Consider the following 16,053-nt stretch of genomic DNA (forward strand, 5'->3'; position numbering starts at 1 on the left):
ACCAGGGAGGCGGCATCTGAATCGATCGGCGGGCACCGATTATGAGGTATCTCGCATAAACGCATCACGATGAATTCAGAATTGCTTTCGTGTTTCCCGCATTCGACGTTCGGGCACTGTTCGGGTGGAGGCGACCGACGGGCGGATCGGCGCGGTCGACCGGGCGAGCGAGGACGCGGGCGCGGGCTACCTGATGGTGGACACCGGACCGTGGATCTTCGACCGGAAGGTGCTGCTGCCGGTCAAGGAGTCACCGGCCTTCGACCCGGACGACTTCGACCGACCCGAGTACCGGGAGCAGGTCGGCGACTACTACGCCGAGAGCTACCGGCGGGGCTGACCAGGCCGTTCCGGTCTGCGCGCGGGGCGCTGGACCGGCTACCGTGTCAGGCATGGTCCGGCCGAGCACCTGCGCCCCGGAGACCCTCGACGGTCTCCCGACGGCTGCCGCTCCGGTTGTCCCGGCCCGTGTCGACGACGGTCGGGAGCAGATCCTCGACGTCCTCCGTGCCGGTGGGCTGCGGTTCCGCGCCGGCGGGCGATGGCGGCGCTCGCACTGACGAGCCAACCCCACTGATCCGGGCACACCCCGGGTCTTCTCCGCGCGCCCGCGCGTCCTCCACCGACTCAGCCACGAGAGGCGTACGACCATGTCTTCAGCACGGATGCTCACCGGTGACCGCCCGACCGGGCGGCTGCACCTGGGCCACTACGTCGGCAGCATCGCCAACCGGGTGAAGCTGCACCAGCGCTACGAGAGCTTCTTCATCATCGCCGACCTGCACATGCTCACCACGCGGAACAGCCGCGAGGACATCGAGCAGGTCTCCCGCAACGCCCGCGAGATGGTCACCGACATCCTCGCCGCCGGCGTCGAGCCGGACCGGGCCACCTTCTACCTCCAGTCGGCGATCCCCGAGGTCGGCGACCTGAACACCCTGTTCCAGAACCTGGTCACGGTGCCCCGCCTGGAACGGGTGCCGTCCCTGAAGGAGATGAGCCGGGACGCCGGCAAGGAGGAGATGCCGTACGGGCTGCTCGGCTACCCCGTCCTCCAGGCCGCCGACATCCTCTGCGTGAAGGGGCAGGTCGTGCCGGTGGGCAAGGACAACGCGGCGCACGTGGAGGTGACCCGGGAGATCGCCCGGCGCTTCAACCACCTCTACGGCGAGGTGTTCCCCGTACCGGAGATGATCATGTCGGAGACGCCCACCCTGGTCGGCACCGACGGCGCCGGAAAGATGAGCAAGAGCCGGGGGAACGCCATCGCGCTCTCCGACGACCCGGCCGCCGTGCGGCGCAAGGTCATGGGGATGTACACCGACCCGAACCGGGTCCGCGCCGACGTGCCGGGCACGGTCGAGGGGAACCCCGTGTTCGCGTACCTCGAGGTGTTCCACACCGACCGCGCCACCGTCGAGGAGCTCAAGGGGCGCTACCGCGCCGGGCGGGTCGGCGACGTCGAGGTCAAGGAGGAGCTGGCGGGCGCGCTCAACCGCTTCCTCGACCCGGTCCGGGAGCGGCGGGCCCGGTTCGAGGGGCAACCCGGCCTGGTCGACGAGCTGATCGTCGAGGGCACCGAGCGGACCCGCGCCGAGGTGCGCCGCACCCTGGTCGAGGTCCGCCGGGCGATGGGCCTGACCAGCGCGTACACCCAGGTGCGGCGGCGGGCCGAGCGCTACCGCAAGGCCGTCGGCACGCCGGCCTGACCACCCGGGTACGCCGGCCGGCCGGCCCGGGTACGGCCTTGCGCCGCCCCCGGGCCGGCCGGTTAGGCTGCTCGCATGACCAGCTCGCACGCGTTCCCGACGGCGTCCTCCGACGTCCTGTTCGGCGCGCTGCGACGCCGGCGGTCCCGCGACCGCCTGCGCTGAGCATTCCTCACTGCGACCGGCGGATCGAGCCGCCGGTCATCGCCGATCGTCCTCGGTCCGCCCGCATCCCCGTCCGGTGATCCGCGTGTGGCGGATCCGAGCGAGATCGGCGTACCCATGGATCTGGAGAAACTGCTGACCGGCCGGCTGGCGCCGGCGTTCGCGACGGTGGCCGGCGTGCCGGTCGACCCGGTCGTGCGGCGCTCCCAGCGCGCGGACTTCCAGTCCGACGCGGCGCTGGCGCTGGCCCGGCGGCTCGGCCGGCCGCCGCGCGCCGTCGCCACCGAGGTGCTGGAGCGCGCCGAGCTGGCCGACCTGTGCAGCGCGGCGGAGGTCTCCGGTCCGGGTTTCCTCAACCTGACGGTCGCCGACGGGGCCCTGGCCGGGCTGGTCTCGGCACTGGCCACCGACCCGCGGCTCGGGGTGCCGGTGACCCGCGCACCGGAGACCGTGGTCGTCGACTACTCGGCGCCGAACGTGGCGAAGGAGATGCACGTCGGCCACCTGCGCTCGACGGTGATCGGCGACGCGGCGGCCCGGCTGCTGGAGTGGCTGGGGCACCGGGTGCTGCGGGCCAACCACCTGGGCGACTGGGGCACGCCCTTCGGCATGCTCATCGAGCACCTGGCCGACCTGGGCGAGGCCGAGGCGGCGCAGGAGCTGTCGATGGGCGACCTCGACTCGTTCTACAAGACGGCCCGGGCCAAGTTCGACGCCGAGGAGGCGTTCCGCGAGCGGTCGCGGCTGCGCGTGGTGGCGTTGCAGGGCGGCGACCCGGCGACGCTCCGGCTGTGGCGGCTGCTCGTCGAGCAGTCCGAGCGGTACTTCCTGACCGTGTACGACCTGCTCGACGTGACCCTCACGGCGCGCGACTTCCACGGCGAGAGCAGCTACAACGACCTGCTCGGCCCGGTGGTCGAGGAGCTGGACCGGCTCGGGCTGCTGCGGGACAGCGACGGGGCGGCCTGCGTGTTCCCGCCCGGCTCGGTGGGCCGGGACGGTGAGCCGCTGCCGCTGATCGTGCGCAAGTCCGACGGCGGGTACGGCTATCCCGCGACCGACCTGGCGGCCATCCGGCACCGGACCGGCACGCTGGGCGCGACCCGGCTGCTCTACGTGGTCGGGCTGCCGCAGCGGCGGCACTTCGAGATGGTCTACGCCGCCGCCGCGCAGGCCGGTTGGCTGGCCCCGCCGGCCCGGGCCGAGCACGTCGGATTCGGGTCGATCCTCGGCCCGGACGGGCGGATGCTGCGCAGCCGGGCCGGCGAGTCGGTGAAGCTCGTCGGGCTGCTCGAGGAGGCCGTGGCCCGCGCCACGGCGCTGGCCCGCGAGCGGAACCCGGAGCTGGGCGAGGCGGAGGCGGCGGAGGTCGGCCGGGCGGTCGGCATCGGCGCCATCAAGTACGCCGACCTGTCCAGCGACCGGCACAAGGACTACGTGCTCGACTGGGAGCGGATGCTCTCGCTGGACGGCAACACGGCGCCCTACCTGCAGTACGCGTACTCGCGGATCCGGTCGATCTTCCGGCGGGCCGGGGTGGCGGCCCGGCCGGAGGCTGCGGTCTCACTGGCCGAGCCGGCCGAGCGGGCGCTTGCCCTGGAGCTGGTCGGCTTCGGTGCGGTGGTCGGCGAGGTGGCGGAGAACCTGGAGTTCCATCACCTGGCCGGCTATCTGTCCCGGCTCGCCGCTGCGTTCAGCGCCTTCTACGAGCGGTGCCCGGTGCTGCGGGCCGACGAGCCGGTCCGGGAGAGCCGGCTCGTGCTCTGCGACCTGACGGCGCGGGTGCTCGGGCAGGGCCTGCACCTGCTCGGCATCCGCACACCCGAGCGACTGTGACCTCGAACCCGGGCCGGACCGGTGACGCCCGCGCGGTCGTCACCGGTCCGGGCCGGGTTTAGTGAACGGGCCCGCGGGCAAGCGGCCCGGGTCGCAGCAGGGCTGGGACGGGAAGATCTGTGGGAGGCAGCCATGCGCTCACCACCACCGGCCGAGGCGAGAGTGACCATCGAGCGCCGGGCCGCCGACGTCTTCGACTTCTACCGCGACTTCCACAACCTGCCCCGCTTCCTGGGCGACGTCATGGCCAGCGAGCAGATCGGTCCGGCGACGTTCCGCTGGACGATCCAGGGACCGCTCGGGGTCCGGCTGCGCTCGACGGTGCGGCTCACCGAGGAGCGCGCGAACGAACTGCTCCGGTACGAGACGGCTGCCGGGCCCGGGATGCGAACCCGCTGGACGGTCCGGTTCAGCCCCGGGTCGGAACCGGGTCGGACCGAGGTCCACGAGGTGCTGACGACGCCCTTCGGAGCACTGGGCCGCATCGCCCTGACCCTGGCCGGGAAGCCGCCCGCCGCCGAGGTGGCGGCGAACCTCCGCAGGCTCAAGCAACTCCTGGAGACGGGAGAGGTCACCGACACCGCGCACGCGGTGGCCGGCAAGTTCGGCCGGCCGGCCGTCGGCGGTCACGATGGCCCCGACTGACCAGAGTCCGTGGGGAGCTCAGTCAACAAGCCGCCGGATACGCCGTCCGCAGCCGGCTGACCAGCTCAGGCATGGCGATCAACGTATTCCTGGCCGCGGTGACCGGCGGCGGCATCGGTTGGATCGTCGGGTGAGGGTGTGCCGTCGGGCTCGCCGGCCTCCGGGCCCGGATCGATTCGACCCGTACTGGTCCGCTCGCGGATCGCCGCCGTGGCCGCATCCACCGCTGCGGCCACGAGCAGGATCAGCCCGACGCGCAGTAGCACCGCCTCCTGGATGCCGAACCGGGCGTACTCGCCGGCCGTGAACAGAGTGCCGGCCACTGCGCTCGCGGTGCTGCCCAGGACGAGCAGGCCACCGGCCGCGGCGACCCACCGGGCGCGCCGGAATCCGCGGGTGAGCAGCCCGACGGCCACAGCCAGCGCCGCGACCAGGCCGGCCAGCAACAGCACCCGCTCGGGGCGGGGGAAGATGAGCCGTTCGGGGAAGGCCGGCACCGCCGCGACCGGCTCGGCGTAGTGGCCGGCGGTGCCGCCCAGCAGCACGGGCATCGTCTCGACGGTCTTCGCGGCGGCGTGCCTCGGGTGTGCCAGCGCGTAGCGGTAGGCGACCGAGCCCTTTTCCCGCTGCGTCCAGGCGATCAGGTCGGGGCAGCCCTCGTAGGCGTCGAAGAAATCGGGCATCTTCCAGGCGGGGCGGCCGGCGATCCGTTCCGCCTGCTGGCAGTGGGGCATGCCGAACTCGTCGCGGTAGGCCTTGGCGACCTGCGGGTCGTTGAGCACCTGGAAGCGCAGCCGGTACACGAACGTCGCCTCGGAAAGGCTCAGGCCGTTGTACCAGGCCCGGTAACTCTCATCCACGGTGGCGACCGTGGCGACGTTCCAGGTCAGGCCGGCGAGCAGGGCCAGAACGGCGACGACAGCCGCGCGGCGGTAGCGACGCAGCAGCGCGTAGCCGGCGAGCACCACGACCAGGAGCAGAACGTAGGGCAGCACGTCCTGCCGGACGAAGGTCCACCACACGGCGGCGACGACCAACGCCCCGAGCGCGACCCGGGACCGGGACCGGACCCAGATGGCCAGCAGCGCCAGCGCGGCGATGCCGAGACTGATCGACAGCGACTCGGACAACACGGCGTGGTCCCACGAGTAGACGGATCGGCTCAACGCCAGGCCGACCACGGCCGACACGGCGCCGATCCGGGCGAAGGAGGTGCGCAGCAGCAGCCAGCAGGCGCAGATCAGCAGGGACCAGGCGAGAGTGCTGATCCCCCACTGCGCGACCGTGCCGGCCCGGTCGGAGCCGGCCAGCGCGTAGAGCAGGGGCACGGCCCACGGGCGCGGGGCATGACCGGTGAACGACAACAGCTCGATGGTGTTGCCCGGCCGGTCCGCGTACGACGTGCTGTCGACCGAGGTGAAGACCGTGTACCGAGCCAGGATGACCAGCCGGGCGGTCACATAGAGGCCGAGCAGGACGGCCAGCGGCACGTGCCGCGGCGAGGGGCGCCACCTCAGAAGCAGCGGGGGACGCGCAGGCGCGTGAGGGTCCTCTGGCGGCATGCGGGGACCTCCGAGAGAGTCGGGAAGCGCACCAGCCGGAAAGCATAGTGACGTGGGCCGGCAGAAGCGTCCACGGACCTCAGCAGGAGGTTCACTCCTCCGCTGATGACACGACAGTTCACGTGCCGTCACGCTTGTCATAGTGGTAAGGGCCGGTCTCCCGTGACAGGAAACCGGCCCGTTGACCTCTGTGCGCCCGAAGGGACTCGAACCCCTGACCTTCTGATCCGTAGATTCCCAAGACCATTCCGCAGCCGTTCGGCAACCCGCGTGGCCCTGGTCGCCGCGCCGTCAAGTCGTTCTCTCGTCGTAATCGCCTGGTGACCGTCGATGCTCACGCTGAAGGGATGCGACGGACGGGGATGCTGGGACTGGTCTGCGCGTTGGTGCTGGCCGGGCTGACCGGCTGCGTCGCTGCCACCGAGGGCGCGGTCGGGGTACGGCTGGACGCCGACGGCCGGCTGGTCGGGGTATTCGACTGGTGCCGGGGCAAGGCCGGGACCGACCGGATCACCCTCTACCTCAGCAAGGACGACGGCACGCTCACCGACAAGGTGATCCGGCTCGAGCGGGATCCCGGCCGCAGCGCCCGCACCGCAGAGGAAGTCGTGCTGCTCGACCCGGGGGCCGGCTGGCAGACGACGCTGGCACCGCCCACGTTGGACGACGACCAGATTTACGACCTGACCGCGGGGAACAAGGACTACGGCGCAGTAAAGGACTTCCCGTTCCGGATCAGCGAGCTGCGCGGCCGGACCGGATCCGACGTGATCCTCACCAAGCAGTGGGACGGCGGGGAGCACGGCGCCTACGTCGCCAAGTTCCATACGCCCGAGGACTTCGCGCGCTACGCCAACACGGTGTGCGACGGCTGAGGAGGCCACACGGTCGAGCCTGTCCCTCCGTCGACTGACGTGCGACACGCGTCCGCCTTATGGCGGGTGGGTGCGCGACGTGCGTCACCCCTGCGGGGTGTTCCAGTCGGATGGCCGCCCCTCGACCACGGCGTCATACCGGCCCGCCGCCACCTGGTGCGCCGTGAACATGCCGATGGGCGCTTGGTCGCGGGCAAGACGGTGGAGCACTGCTTCGTAGGCGGACACGGCGACGCCCGACAAGTAGCCAACGAAGATTGCCTTGACCTTCTCAGAGGGCACCGTCCAGACGCCGACCGTGCCTGGCCCGTCGCATCTGAGCAGCACGTCCAGTTCCACCGGAAGCCGCACGCCGGGGGCAAACTGATCGCGAAAGGCATTGAACCGGTCGAACTGAGAAGCACACGCTGGCTCTACGTTCACCGCCGCCCGGGGCACCTCGTCCGCCCTCAGCCAGTATCTATCCTGCTTCAGCAGGTCCTTGCGTCGAGGACCGCGCGGGCGACGTCGAGGAAAGCCGCGGTTCATGAAGCACCCGGCTCCGCCGTTCCTGCCATCGCTCACATAGGCATGGTTCCTCATCCCGATCGATCGGGCATCCCGGGAAGCGGATCGGCAGGATCCCGGAAGTGCGCTCCTCGGCGTGGTCGGATGTGCCTCACACGACGAGCCGTCACCGCACGACCAGCGGCAGTTGAGTAAGTCGGTGGTTGGCAACGCGATGCGTACGATCCGCGAGCAGCGGCATCCACCCCTCGCCCTGCGAGCGATCGACTGCCTCAACTGGTAGATCGATCCCGACAACTTCTCGCACCGGCTCTCGACTCTGTGCAAGCGCGCCGGCCTCGGTCATGGCACCCTCACGAGCTTCGCCATTCCGGGGCGTCGCTGATGCTGGCCCAGGGCACGCCGCTGCATGTCCCACGCCCTGTTCGGGCAGTGAACGGGCCGGTGGCTCCCAACATGGCTCCCACGGCTGCCCCGCCCGTGATCCTGGCGGATATGGAAAAGCCCCCGACCTCGCCGTTACGGCTGGTCGAGGGCTTCTTCCTGCTCTGTGCGCCCGAAGGGACTCGAACCCCTAACCTTCTGATCCGTAGCTCCGGGCGATGCGATCTCCTACGGTCGTTCCCGACGTCAGACAGCTCCTAATCGCCACCTGGTAGCTCTTGCGGCTCGATCGGTTGCTGTACATCACTGCTGTACTGCTGGCTCCCGCTTCGGGATTAGGCAGGGTCAGCCAGAGCCTGTCCGCAGCAGCGTCTGACCGTCCCGCGCCGACAGGCACGTGCGCGCGTCACTTCCGCCATCCGCGGGGCGCAGGGGTCTCGCCTTCCATCGCCTGGTTGGCTTGCAGCCGGGCCAGCTCGGTCAACGCCCGAGCAGTTTGCGCCTGCGCCGCCGCCTTGGCCAGTTCTACCCATATCCCGGCCAACGCCAAGTCCGCTTGCGCGAGCGTTGCATATGCGGCCACCTCTTCAGGCTTGTCCGTGCCCGGGTAGACGTGGGAGCGGCGATCGTCGACGGCTTGCGCGCGAGCCCATGCGTCGGTTAGATACTTGCCGATCTTTTCTTCGAAGTCTGCATCAGGCATCGTGTCCTGCTCCATTCCTCATAGACGACGGGATGCGGGCGACAACCCCGGGATTATTGAGGTCAACACCGAAGGCGGCTGGCTCGCGCTGCCATTGAAGGTCGCGGCAGGCCGGGCGGTTTGGGTTACTGCTACGGTGGAATTAGGTCCGCGGGCTCAACGGGCGTGGACTGGGCGACCTGGGGTGCACTGCTAATCCTCGATCGGCGGGTCGCCCATGGGAAGAGGCCGCAAAGCCCGCTCGGGAGTTCCGTTGTCGGTCCGCTCCCACTCTCGGCCCCGTGAATCAAAGAAGCGCAAGGTTACGAACGAGTCCGGCATGCGGTCTTCCCCCCACGGCGACAACCGTTTGTCGGGCGGTACCAGCACGGCAGGCAGCTCGAACCTGCCTGATGCCGGCCTCTCGTCGCCGGGCCCGATGACCTCCCCGACGTGCAGTACCCAGACGTTCGTTACGCGAGTTGATCCGACTATCGCAACAACCCCGCGCACCGGCTCGGCGCCGTAGTTCGTGACCGTCATGCCTATCGAGAGTCGCGCCTCTCCGCTGCTAGCTAGCCACATGGTCGCCAAGAGGCTTCGATGCTGAACGGCACGAGCTGCCATCTTCTCTGCTTCGACACGCTCCTGTCGGAGTTGTTCTCGCGCCTCTCGGGCCTGCTGCCGTTCATGTAGGAGCAACCAGCTTGCCGCCACTGCCGCCACGGCACCGGCAACCACACCCGCCAAGCTGCCCCAACCCTGCATCCAGTCCGTCACCTTCGGCGGCTCGATGCCAGGGGGTGGCTCGTACGTCATCGACACCACGACAGTGAGCAGCGCCACCGCGGTCAGGCCACACACGACGCAGCCAGCCAGCAACCACGGCATCCAGCGGTCTCGTTGCGGAGTCATCCGGAGCACAGTACCGACCGAACATCAGAAAGCCGATGAACGCGGGCCCTGGCCAGGTGGCCGGGCTGAGCCACGCCTCTAGCTACTCGCCTCGGACCCGGCCTTCGGTCTACCGGCTCCCGCCACGGAAGACAAGGTGCCTACGGCCCTGGATCTCTGGCGGCAGGGAAAACATCCACGTCCCTGACCTTCGGCCCCTCCAAATCCCTCCTCAAGATTCCTCTGACCCGACGGTCCACTTCCACAGGTAGTAGACCGTGCCCCGGCCTGGGACGGGCTCAGCCTTGATCTGTTCAGCAAGGGTGCGGATGCTCTCCGTTCGATCCTCGATGGTCGCGTCGTCATCGCACAGGATCGCTGCGAGGACGGTCAGGAAACACACCAACTCTCGGGTCCCGCCGACGACAGCGATGCTGACCCAATCGGCGTACACATTGCCGTGGCTGACGTCATGGACGCCAAGGTCATCCAGTTCGGCAACGAGGCGGCTCCACTGCTCGTTGGTGATCCACAGATTCCGTCCCACTGGACACCCCTTAGACACCCGCCCGGCACTGCCCTGCCTCGCAAAGATCAAGACTACTGTCAGCCAACGTCGGCTCGTGCCGCTGGCCTGCTCGCCGTGTCGCCTTCGTCGGTCCCGTGCATGCTCCGTTTGCTGGCTTGGCTGTACGGATTGCGGTAGAGCCCCGTTCCTCTGAACTTCTTCCGCCCGGCGACGATGCTCCCGCTGGCTTCTGGCCGCCTTATGCAGCGCAGACGGCCAGTAGTGGCTCGAGACACAGCAACCTCCCTTGCTAGCCCTGGCTCGGCGTTCTGACTATGAGGCGGCAGACTGGGCGCATGACAACCAGGCCCGACGACCTCATCGCGCGTACGGAGCAACGCCGGCTTGCTTGCAGTGCCCAGCTCCCGGACGCGACGCGCACCAAGCTCGGGCAGTTCTTTACGCCAGCGGCAGCCGCTGACCTGATCGTTGGCTTGGCAGAGATCCCTGATAAGGGAAGCATTCGCAGCCTCGACGCGGGTGCCGGTACGGGCTCCCTCACTGCGGCGCTAGTTGCGCGGGCTGCCCGCGAAGCTCCCGACCTGAAGCTGCACCTGACGACGTTCGAGGTCGATCCCAACGTCAACGCCGAGCTGGCTGCCACCCTCGCAGACTGCGCCGACGCGCACCCAGTCACTATTGACCAGCGCCCCGACGACTTCCTTGCTTGGGCAGCTGAACAGCTGCGGACGGGTGCCGCGCCACAGTTCGATCTGGCGATCTTGAATCCGCCGTACCGCAAGATCCGCGCCGACAGCCCTGAGCGTGCCGTCCTGGATCCCATAGGCGCGTCGACGACGAACCTCTACACGGCGTTCGTCCTGCTCGCGTTGCGGCTGCTCGCGCCTGGCGGTCAGCTAGTTGCTATCACCCCGCGCAGCTTCGCGAACGGCACCTACTTCCAGAAGTTCCGAGAGGAGCTACTGAGCAAAGCTGCGCTTCGCAACCTGCATGTCTTCGACAAGCGCAACATCGTGTTCGGCGACAGCGATGTTCTTCAAGAAAACGTGGTCTTCCGAGCAGTCGTCGGCGACCCGCCGAGCAGCGTAAAGATCTCAACCAGCGAGGGGTACACCGATCACCCGATCTCGCACGAGGTGCCGTATGGCCAGGTGGTAAGCCCGAGCGACCCTAAATCATTTATCCGGATCACAACCGACGTCGCAGGGCTTGAGCTGGCTGAACGAGTAGCCGACCTACCGGCCTCGCTTGCCGACCTCGAGTTGAGAGTGAGTACCGGGCGCGTCGTAGACTTCAGGACCCAAAACAACCTGCGCGCAGAGTACGGCGTGGGAACGGTGCCGCTGCTATATCCGGGGCACCTGCGTGCCGGGCGCATCAGCTGGCCGATGGCTACTGGCCGCAAGCCGAACGCCCTGGCAGACAACACCGACACGGCGCCACTTCTGCTTCCGTCTGGCGCGTATGTGCTAGTGAAGAGGTTCAGTGCCAAGGAAGAGCCGCGGCGGGTGAGTGCAGCGCTGCTGCTGCCGGACGACCTCCCAGGGACGACCGTCGCGATCGAAAACCACCTCAACGTCTTCCACGCGAACAGTGCTGGCATTGACCCCCAGGTCGCGGCCGGGCTGGCAGCGTTCCTGAACAGTGAGCCGGTCGACCAGTTCGTCCGCCTGTTCAGCGGGCACACCCAGATCAATGCCGGCGACCTGCGTAGTCTTCGGTACCCGTCGCTTGAACAGCTACGCGAGATCGGATCGAGGGTCGGGTACTCGATCAAGGTTGGCGATGTGGATGCAGTCGTGCAGGATGTGGTGCCAGGCCTATACCCGTAACCCTGGAGCATCCTCGTGTCCATCGAAGATGAGCAGAACGCCCGCGTTCAAGAGGCGCAAAGCGCGTTGAAGCAGCTGGGGCTACCCAAGCCTCAGCAGAACGTCCGCACAGCTCTTGTGCTCTTGAGCATGCTCGACCTGGACGCGAACAAGCCGTGGGCAGTAGCGCAACGGCAAACCCTTGGCATCACCGAGAGCATGAACTGGATGGCAGCGCGCTACCCGTCGGTGAAGAAGGGCCGGAAGGACCCAGTCCGATATGCCCCGAATAGCCGCGAAAGCGTCCGCAAGCAGAGCGTCCACCAACTGATGGCCGCGGGGATCCTCGAGGCGAACAGCGACGCACCGGACCGCGCAGTGAACAGCGGTGACTACTCGTACCGGCCGACCCATATTGCCCTTGCTGCGCTTCGGACTTTCGGCACGCCGGACTGGGATGCCGCTCGGGCCAACTTCGAACGGGAGCTTGGGTCGCTCCGGGACCGGTGGGCCGCCGAGAGAGAACGGCATCGGGTACCGGTGCGACTGCCGGACGAGTCCAAGGTGACACTCAGCGCCGGCAAGCACAGCGCCCTGATCGCGGCTGTAGTAGAGGACTTCGCGGCCTACTACACGCCGGGTGCCAAGGTCGTGTACCTGGGCGACACAGGCGCCAAGTGGGTTGTGAACGAAGAGGCGTACCTCGCCGACCTGGGCATCAGGGTCGATCCGCACGGCAAGATGCCCGACGTACTCCTGCATGACGTTGACAGGGACTGGCTGGTCTGCGTCGAGGCCTACCAGTCAGTGGGGCCAATGAACGCAAAGAGAGTCGATGAGCTGCGGAAACTCTTTGCTGGCTGTCGACCCGGTCTGGTGTTCGTGACTGCCTTCCCAGACCGGGCCACGTTTCGGGCTGCCGCCGTCGACATCGCTTGGGAAACAGATGTCTGGATCCGGGATGCTCCTACCCATTTGATCCACTTCAACGGTGAGCGTTTCCTTGGCCCTTATGAGACACCCTCCGGAGTGGTGGACCTCGATTGATCTTGGACGCCTGGGGTTCCGGTAGGGCGCTCCTGCTGGCGGGGCTGACACCCCTTGCGCCGGTGTAGAAGACTTGTCCAGTGCTCGCCCAGATACTTCCCGGCGTCCGCCACGTACGTACGCCCCTCGTAGCAGGGTCACTATGGCTCTTCGTATTCTGGCTCCTGTTTGGACGCCACCTGCCTTCTCAGGACCAAGCGGCGGGACTGTGGGCTGACCTATACCGCCTCGCGGGCGCCCTCGGGCAGCCGGTGCTGATTGCAGCACTAACGGTAACGGCGTATGTCGTCGGCGTGCGCATTTCATCCCTGGTAGAGAACTTTCAAGATGCGGTGAAATGGTTGAGGGGCAAGCTGCCTTCCTGGCTCCGCCCGTCTGGGTCAAGTGGGCATATACCGCCTCAGGTCGATGCCGTTATCCAGGAAATTGCCATCAGGTATCCCTCCAATGAGGAGGGAGACGACGTTGCCCACCTCAGAGCTGTATACAGGTCATGCATCGATCAAGCGGTGGCCGAAGCGAAATTCAGGTGGCCGGCCGAAGCCGCTGATTTATTTCAGGAATACGATCGCCGCGAGTCTGAAAGAGACTTTGCCTATGGGATCTCGGTGCCCCTAGCGACCCTCGCATTCGTGCTTGTGGTGACGGGAACGGGCTGGTCAGGGGTTGCCTTGGCGCTCGTCGTTATCGCACTGCTTTCCAAGCAGGCCGGGTTTCGGCATCAACGAGAATTGGAACGGTTCGTTTTGGAAGCAGTAATGGTGGGACGAATTAGGTCGGATCTCACCAAACTGCTGTTGGACTGGGGTAACCAGGTTGGTCGTCCGCTGGTCAAGCCGTTCTAGCATTTGACGACAGGATGGTTTTTGTACTGCCCGCCACGTGCGCGCCCCTGCTTCTGCTGCCATCCCGTCTGCCGCCGACCCACACTCCGTGGAGCGGGCCAGGGCCAGGGTGACAAGGTGGAGCGCCCCACTGGACGTACGACCTTGGCATCCTGGCCCTGGTCTGCTCGGCTTGCCTGGGTCGGTGGTAGACGGGATGGCAGCTCCCCAACCACTCACTCACCGGAACCGTTCGGCAATTCCATCTCGGAGTCGTCTGGCCCCCGCCGGAGGCACAGCTCTAACCCCGCCCGCTCCCTCACCTCTCACCCTCCCCCACCTCCACCCCTTCCCTCCCTGGGAGCCTCAGCGACCCCGCACGGGCCGTTCGGCAACTCCGTCCGCCCGCTGTTGACCTCCGCCCTTCGTGAGTCTCTGGACTGTCGAGAACGGGTGAGGCGGGTGCTTCTGGCTCAGGTCCACACCGGGACTCGTCACCGGGTCACCTACTGACCAGGGTGACGCGCGGGGCGGGGCGTGGGGTTCGGGCCGGCTGACTTTCCGCCCCGGCGCCGTAGGCAGCCGGGGCGGCGGCTCCGTAGGAGCCGTTTGCCGCGCCCCGGCCCGCGCCGCGCGGAGCGCTTGATCTAGTACAGGCCAATTCGGCAACAGATCACGGGTTGCGTCCGAGTCGACCTAGCCGGCACGACACAACCCCTCCCGGCCGTCGTCCTCCCGGTGTCACCTCGGGGATCGCTGCGGCTCATACAGTGCGGGACGCTGGCTGCCTCGTCCGCTCCGTTCGTGGTCGCCTGTCCACCCTCTCTGTCACCGGCCGTGCGCAATTCTGGTCCCTCGCCCTCGGGCATCCTTCGCTCCCTTCCCGCCACTCCTTCGAACGCCTGTACGATCGCCCAGTGGGGAAAGACCTGGTGGCGCGCTGGTGGAATGGCACGTGGGGTCGGCTGACCCGGCGTGATGTGTGGCTCGCCCGCGAGGTTCGTTGGCACGTCGTCGCCAGGGCAGGCGACTCCGAGGCCGGCAACGTGCTCCGCTGGGAGTTCGACACCGAGGAAGATGCTCGGCAGATGGTGAAGCGCCTCGTGCAAGCGGATGGCGGCCACTGGCGTGAGATGAGCTCCGAAGCGGCCACGCAGCCGCCGATGTGAGGCACGCTGCCCAGCGCCTTAGGTGCTAGACGGCCGGGATCAGATGTAGGAGTCTTGGTTCATGAGGATCGTCCGGGCGAAGCTGGAAGGCGTCAACGCTGAGCCTGGCCGCGTTGCGGCAGCCGACGTCGCCCGAATGATTCTTGGCCTCGAACGGGCAATCGCTCGTGCGGCGTACTTGGTTCTGGGCAAGGCTCGGCGTGGCACCGGAAGGCATAGCCAGGCTATTGAGAGCGCTGCTCGGCTTCGGTTCGTGGGGGTCGAACGCGGCAGCTTCGTTGAGCTCCTTGCTCTGCCAGAAGGGGCAGAACCGACGGATGAGGAATTGCCGTTCTCGGTGGCGGACCTCAGTTCCCTGGCCTTTGATCGGTTGCTAACCGTCATCACAAGCGGTAGCCCCGATACTGACGCCGAACTGGCTGCCGCAGTCGCGCAATTGGCAACAGAGCTTGGTATCGGTGACCGAAACACCGCCATTACGCTGATCAACGATTCCGAACAAACGGGAAAGCCGGCCCGTCGGGCGACGATTGACGTTGCTGTCCGAGAGCGCATGCAGCGCCTCAGTGAGCAAGCTCCGGCGAGCAGGGATGAGACGTTAGTCGGCGTGCTATTCGAGGCCGATTTCGAGGGAAATACGGCACGGTTGCGCTTAGCCAGTGGCGGCGTCGTGACTGTTAACTTTTTGCCCGAGCTTGCAGATGATATTCAAGAGGCACTGCGTTCGCGTGCACGTCTTGAAGGTCATGTGCGTTACCATCCACGGACCGCGCAGGCGACCAGCGTCGAGCTGCGGGCAGTCTCCCGGAGTACTCAGCTGGAGCTAGACGTTGAGTCCTTCTGGGAGTCGCAGACATTTGCTGAACTTCAAGCAGCGCAGGGAACCACGGGCCGGGTCGACGCAGCAGCTCTTGGGATGGCCGATTTGACGAACGACGAGCGAGCCGCGTTCCTCGCGGCTCTGGGCGAGTGAGGCCGGAGGACGTCCCCGATGGGCCGTTGCTCATCGATACGGACGTCGTGAGCTATTGGCTGGTCGAAACCGAACTCGGCAAAGAATTCGCTACCCTCACGGCCGGCCACGAGCAGGCAGTAAGTTTCGCCACGTATGGAGAGCTGCTTGCGAATGCCCACCGCAGCCGATGGGGAGAGCGACGCATAGAGGCGCTACGGAATCAGCTCAAGTCCTTCGTGGTGGTGCCGTACAGCTCCCAAGTTGTGGACTTGTGGGCGGAGATGCACGCAAAGCTTTCCGGGCACCTTCAGAAGGGCGGAACTAACGACCTCTGGACCGCCGCCTGCGCGCTCACCCTACGTCCGCAACTACCGATCGTCACCAACAACTTGAGCGATTTCGGAACGATTTCGAGAGCTTTCCCCGACCTTCGCCTCATCCACCCGAGGCTCTGACCAG

Annotated in this window: 17 protein-coding genes; 12 read left to right on the forward strand and 5 right to left on the reverse strand. The window is 67.2% G+C overall.

Annotated features, from left to right (window positions below; all coding sequences use genetic code 11):
- The first annotated feature begins 124 nt into the window (after window positions 1-124).
- The 5 genes from GCE86_RS24575 to GCE86_RS24590 all read left to right on the forward strand — a co-directional run bounded on the left by GCE86_RS24575 (window position 125) and on the right by GCE86_RS24590 (window position 4,355).
- Entirely contained in the window at window positions 125-340 is a 216-nt protein-coding gene (locus GCE86_RS24575) for a hypothetical protein (RefSeq protein ID WP_239542967.1), read from the forward strand.
- A 52-nt stretch (window positions 341-392) separates the two neighbouring features.
- Window positions 393-560, forward strand: coding sequence for a hypothetical protein (locus GCE86_RS31730; RefSeq protein ID WP_167537068.1), 168 nt, complete (start codon window positions 393-395; stop codon window positions 558-560).
- A 90-nt stretch (window positions 561-650) separates the two neighbouring features.
- Window positions 651-1,709 carry a tryptophan--tRNA ligase gene (gene trpS / locus GCE86_RS24580; RefSeq protein WP_154229104.1) on the forward strand — a complete coding sequence of 353 codons (1,059 nt, stop codon included), beginning with the start codon at window positions 651-653 and terminating at the stop codon, window positions 1,707-1,709.
- 282 nt (window positions 1,710-1,991) lie between these two features.
- Window positions 1,992-3,710, forward strand: a complete 1,719-nt coding sequence (argS, locus tag GCE86_RS24585) for an arginine--tRNA ligase (RefSeq protein ID WP_154230658.1) — start codon at window positions 1,992-1,994, stop codon at window positions 3,708-3,710.
- 132 nt (window positions 3,711-3,842) lie between these two features.
- Complete coding sequence (locus tag GCE86_RS24590) at window positions 3,843-4,355, forward strand: SRPBCC family protein (protein ID WP_154229105.1); 513 nt, start codon at window positions 3,843-3,845, stop codon at window positions 4,353-4,355.
- A gap of 65 nt (window positions 4,356-4,420) precedes the next feature.
- Here the strand turns inward: GCE86_RS24590 and GCE86_RS24595 are convergent, their stop codons facing one another.
- Window positions 4,421-5,845, reverse strand: coding sequence for a hypothetical protein (locus GCE86_RS24595; RefSeq protein WP_154229106.1), 1,425 nt, complete (start codon window positions 5,843-5,845; stop codon window positions 4,421-4,423).
- Window positions 5,846-6,264: 419 nt separating this feature from the next.
- On the opposite strand from GCE86_RS24595, the gene GCE86_RS24600 reads away from it, so the two are divergent.
- Window positions 6,265-6,792 carry a hypothetical protein gene (locus GCE86_RS24600; RefSeq protein ID WP_154229107.1) on the forward strand — a complete coding sequence of 176 codons (528 nt, stop codon included), beginning with the start codon at window positions 6,265-6,267 and terminating at the stop codon, window positions 6,790-6,792.
- Window positions 6,793-6,876: 84 nt separating this feature from the next.
- Here the strand turns inward: GCE86_RS24600 and GCE86_RS24605 are convergent, their stop codons facing one another.
- The 4 genes from GCE86_RS24605 to GCE86_RS24620 form a co-directional block, all read right to left on the reverse strand.
- Complete coding sequence (locus tag GCE86_RS24605) at window positions 6,877-7,320, reverse strand: hypothetical protein (RefSeq protein ID WP_154229108.1); 444 nt, start codon at window positions 7,318-7,320, stop codon at window positions 6,877-6,879.
- 769 nt (window positions 7,321-8,089) lie between these two features.
- Window positions 8,090-8,401 (reverse strand): hypothetical protein, encoded by a 312-nt coding sequence (locus GCE86_RS24610; RefSeq protein WP_154229109.1) that lies wholly within the window; start codon window positions 8,399-8,401, stop codon window positions 8,090-8,092.
- Window positions 8,402-8,578: 177 nt separating this feature from the next.
- Window positions 8,579-9,256: a hypothetical protein gene (locus GCE86_RS24615; RefSeq protein WP_154229110.1), complete on the reverse strand. Its 678-nt coding sequence runs from the start codon at window positions 9,254-9,256 to the stop codon at window positions 8,579-8,581.
- A gap of 235 nt (window positions 9,257-9,491) precedes the next feature.
- The gene (locus tag GCE86_RS24620) at window positions 9,492-9,806 is read right to left on the reverse strand and encodes a hypothetical protein (protein WP_154229111.1); all 315 of its coding nucleotides are present in this window, start codon (window positions 9,804-9,806) and stop codon (window positions 9,492-9,494) included.
- 317 nt (window positions 9,807-10,123) lie between these two features.
- Here GCE86_RS24620 and GCE86_RS24625 point away from each other — a divergent pair, with 317 nt between their 5' ends.
- From GCE86_RS24625 to GCE86_RS24650, 6 genes are all read left to right on the forward strand, one after another.
- Entirely contained in the window at window positions 10,124-11,620 is a 1,497-nt protein-coding gene (locus tag GCE86_RS24625) for an Eco57I restriction-modification methylase domain-containing protein (protein ID WP_163636863.1), read from the forward strand.
- A gap of 15 nt (window positions 11,621-11,635) precedes the next feature.
- Complete coding sequence (locus tag GCE86_RS24630; protein ID WP_204342716.1) at window positions 11,636-12,646, forward strand: BsuBI/PstI family type II restriction endonuclease; 1,011 nt, start codon at window positions 11,636-11,638, stop codon at window positions 12,644-12,646.
- Window positions 12,647-12,897: 251 nt separating this feature from the next.
- A complete protein-coding gene (locus GCE86_RS24635; protein WP_154229113.1) occupies window positions 12,898-13,491 on the forward strand; it encodes a hypothetical protein in 594 nt (197 codons plus the stop codon).
- An 896-nt stretch (window positions 13,492-14,387) separates the two neighbouring features.
- The gene (locus GCE86_RS24640) at window positions 14,388-14,639 is read left to right on the forward strand and encodes a hypothetical protein (RefSeq protein WP_154229114.1); all 252 of its coding nucleotides are present in this window, start codon (window positions 14,388-14,390) and stop codon (window positions 14,637-14,639) included.
- A 61-nt stretch (window positions 14,640-14,700) separates the two neighbouring features.
- On the forward strand, window positions 14,701-15,612 hold the full coding sequence (locus GCE86_RS24645; RefSeq protein ID WP_154229115.1) for a hypothetical protein: 912 nt from the start codon (window positions 14,701-14,703) through the stop codon (window positions 15,610-15,612).
- Window positions 15,613-15,638: 26 nt separating this feature from the next.
- Window positions 15,639-16,049, forward strand: coding sequence for a PIN domain-containing protein (locus tag GCE86_RS24650; protein WP_167537069.1), 411 nt, complete (start codon window positions 15,639-15,641; stop codon window positions 16,047-16,049).
- Window positions 16,050-16,053: the final 4 nt, after the last annotated feature.

Source organism: Micromonospora terminaliae (genome assembly GCF_009671205.1).
Taxonomy (GTDB): domain Bacteria; phylum Actinomycetota; class Actinomycetes; order Mycobacteriales; family Micromonosporaceae; genus Micromonospora; species Micromonospora terminaliae.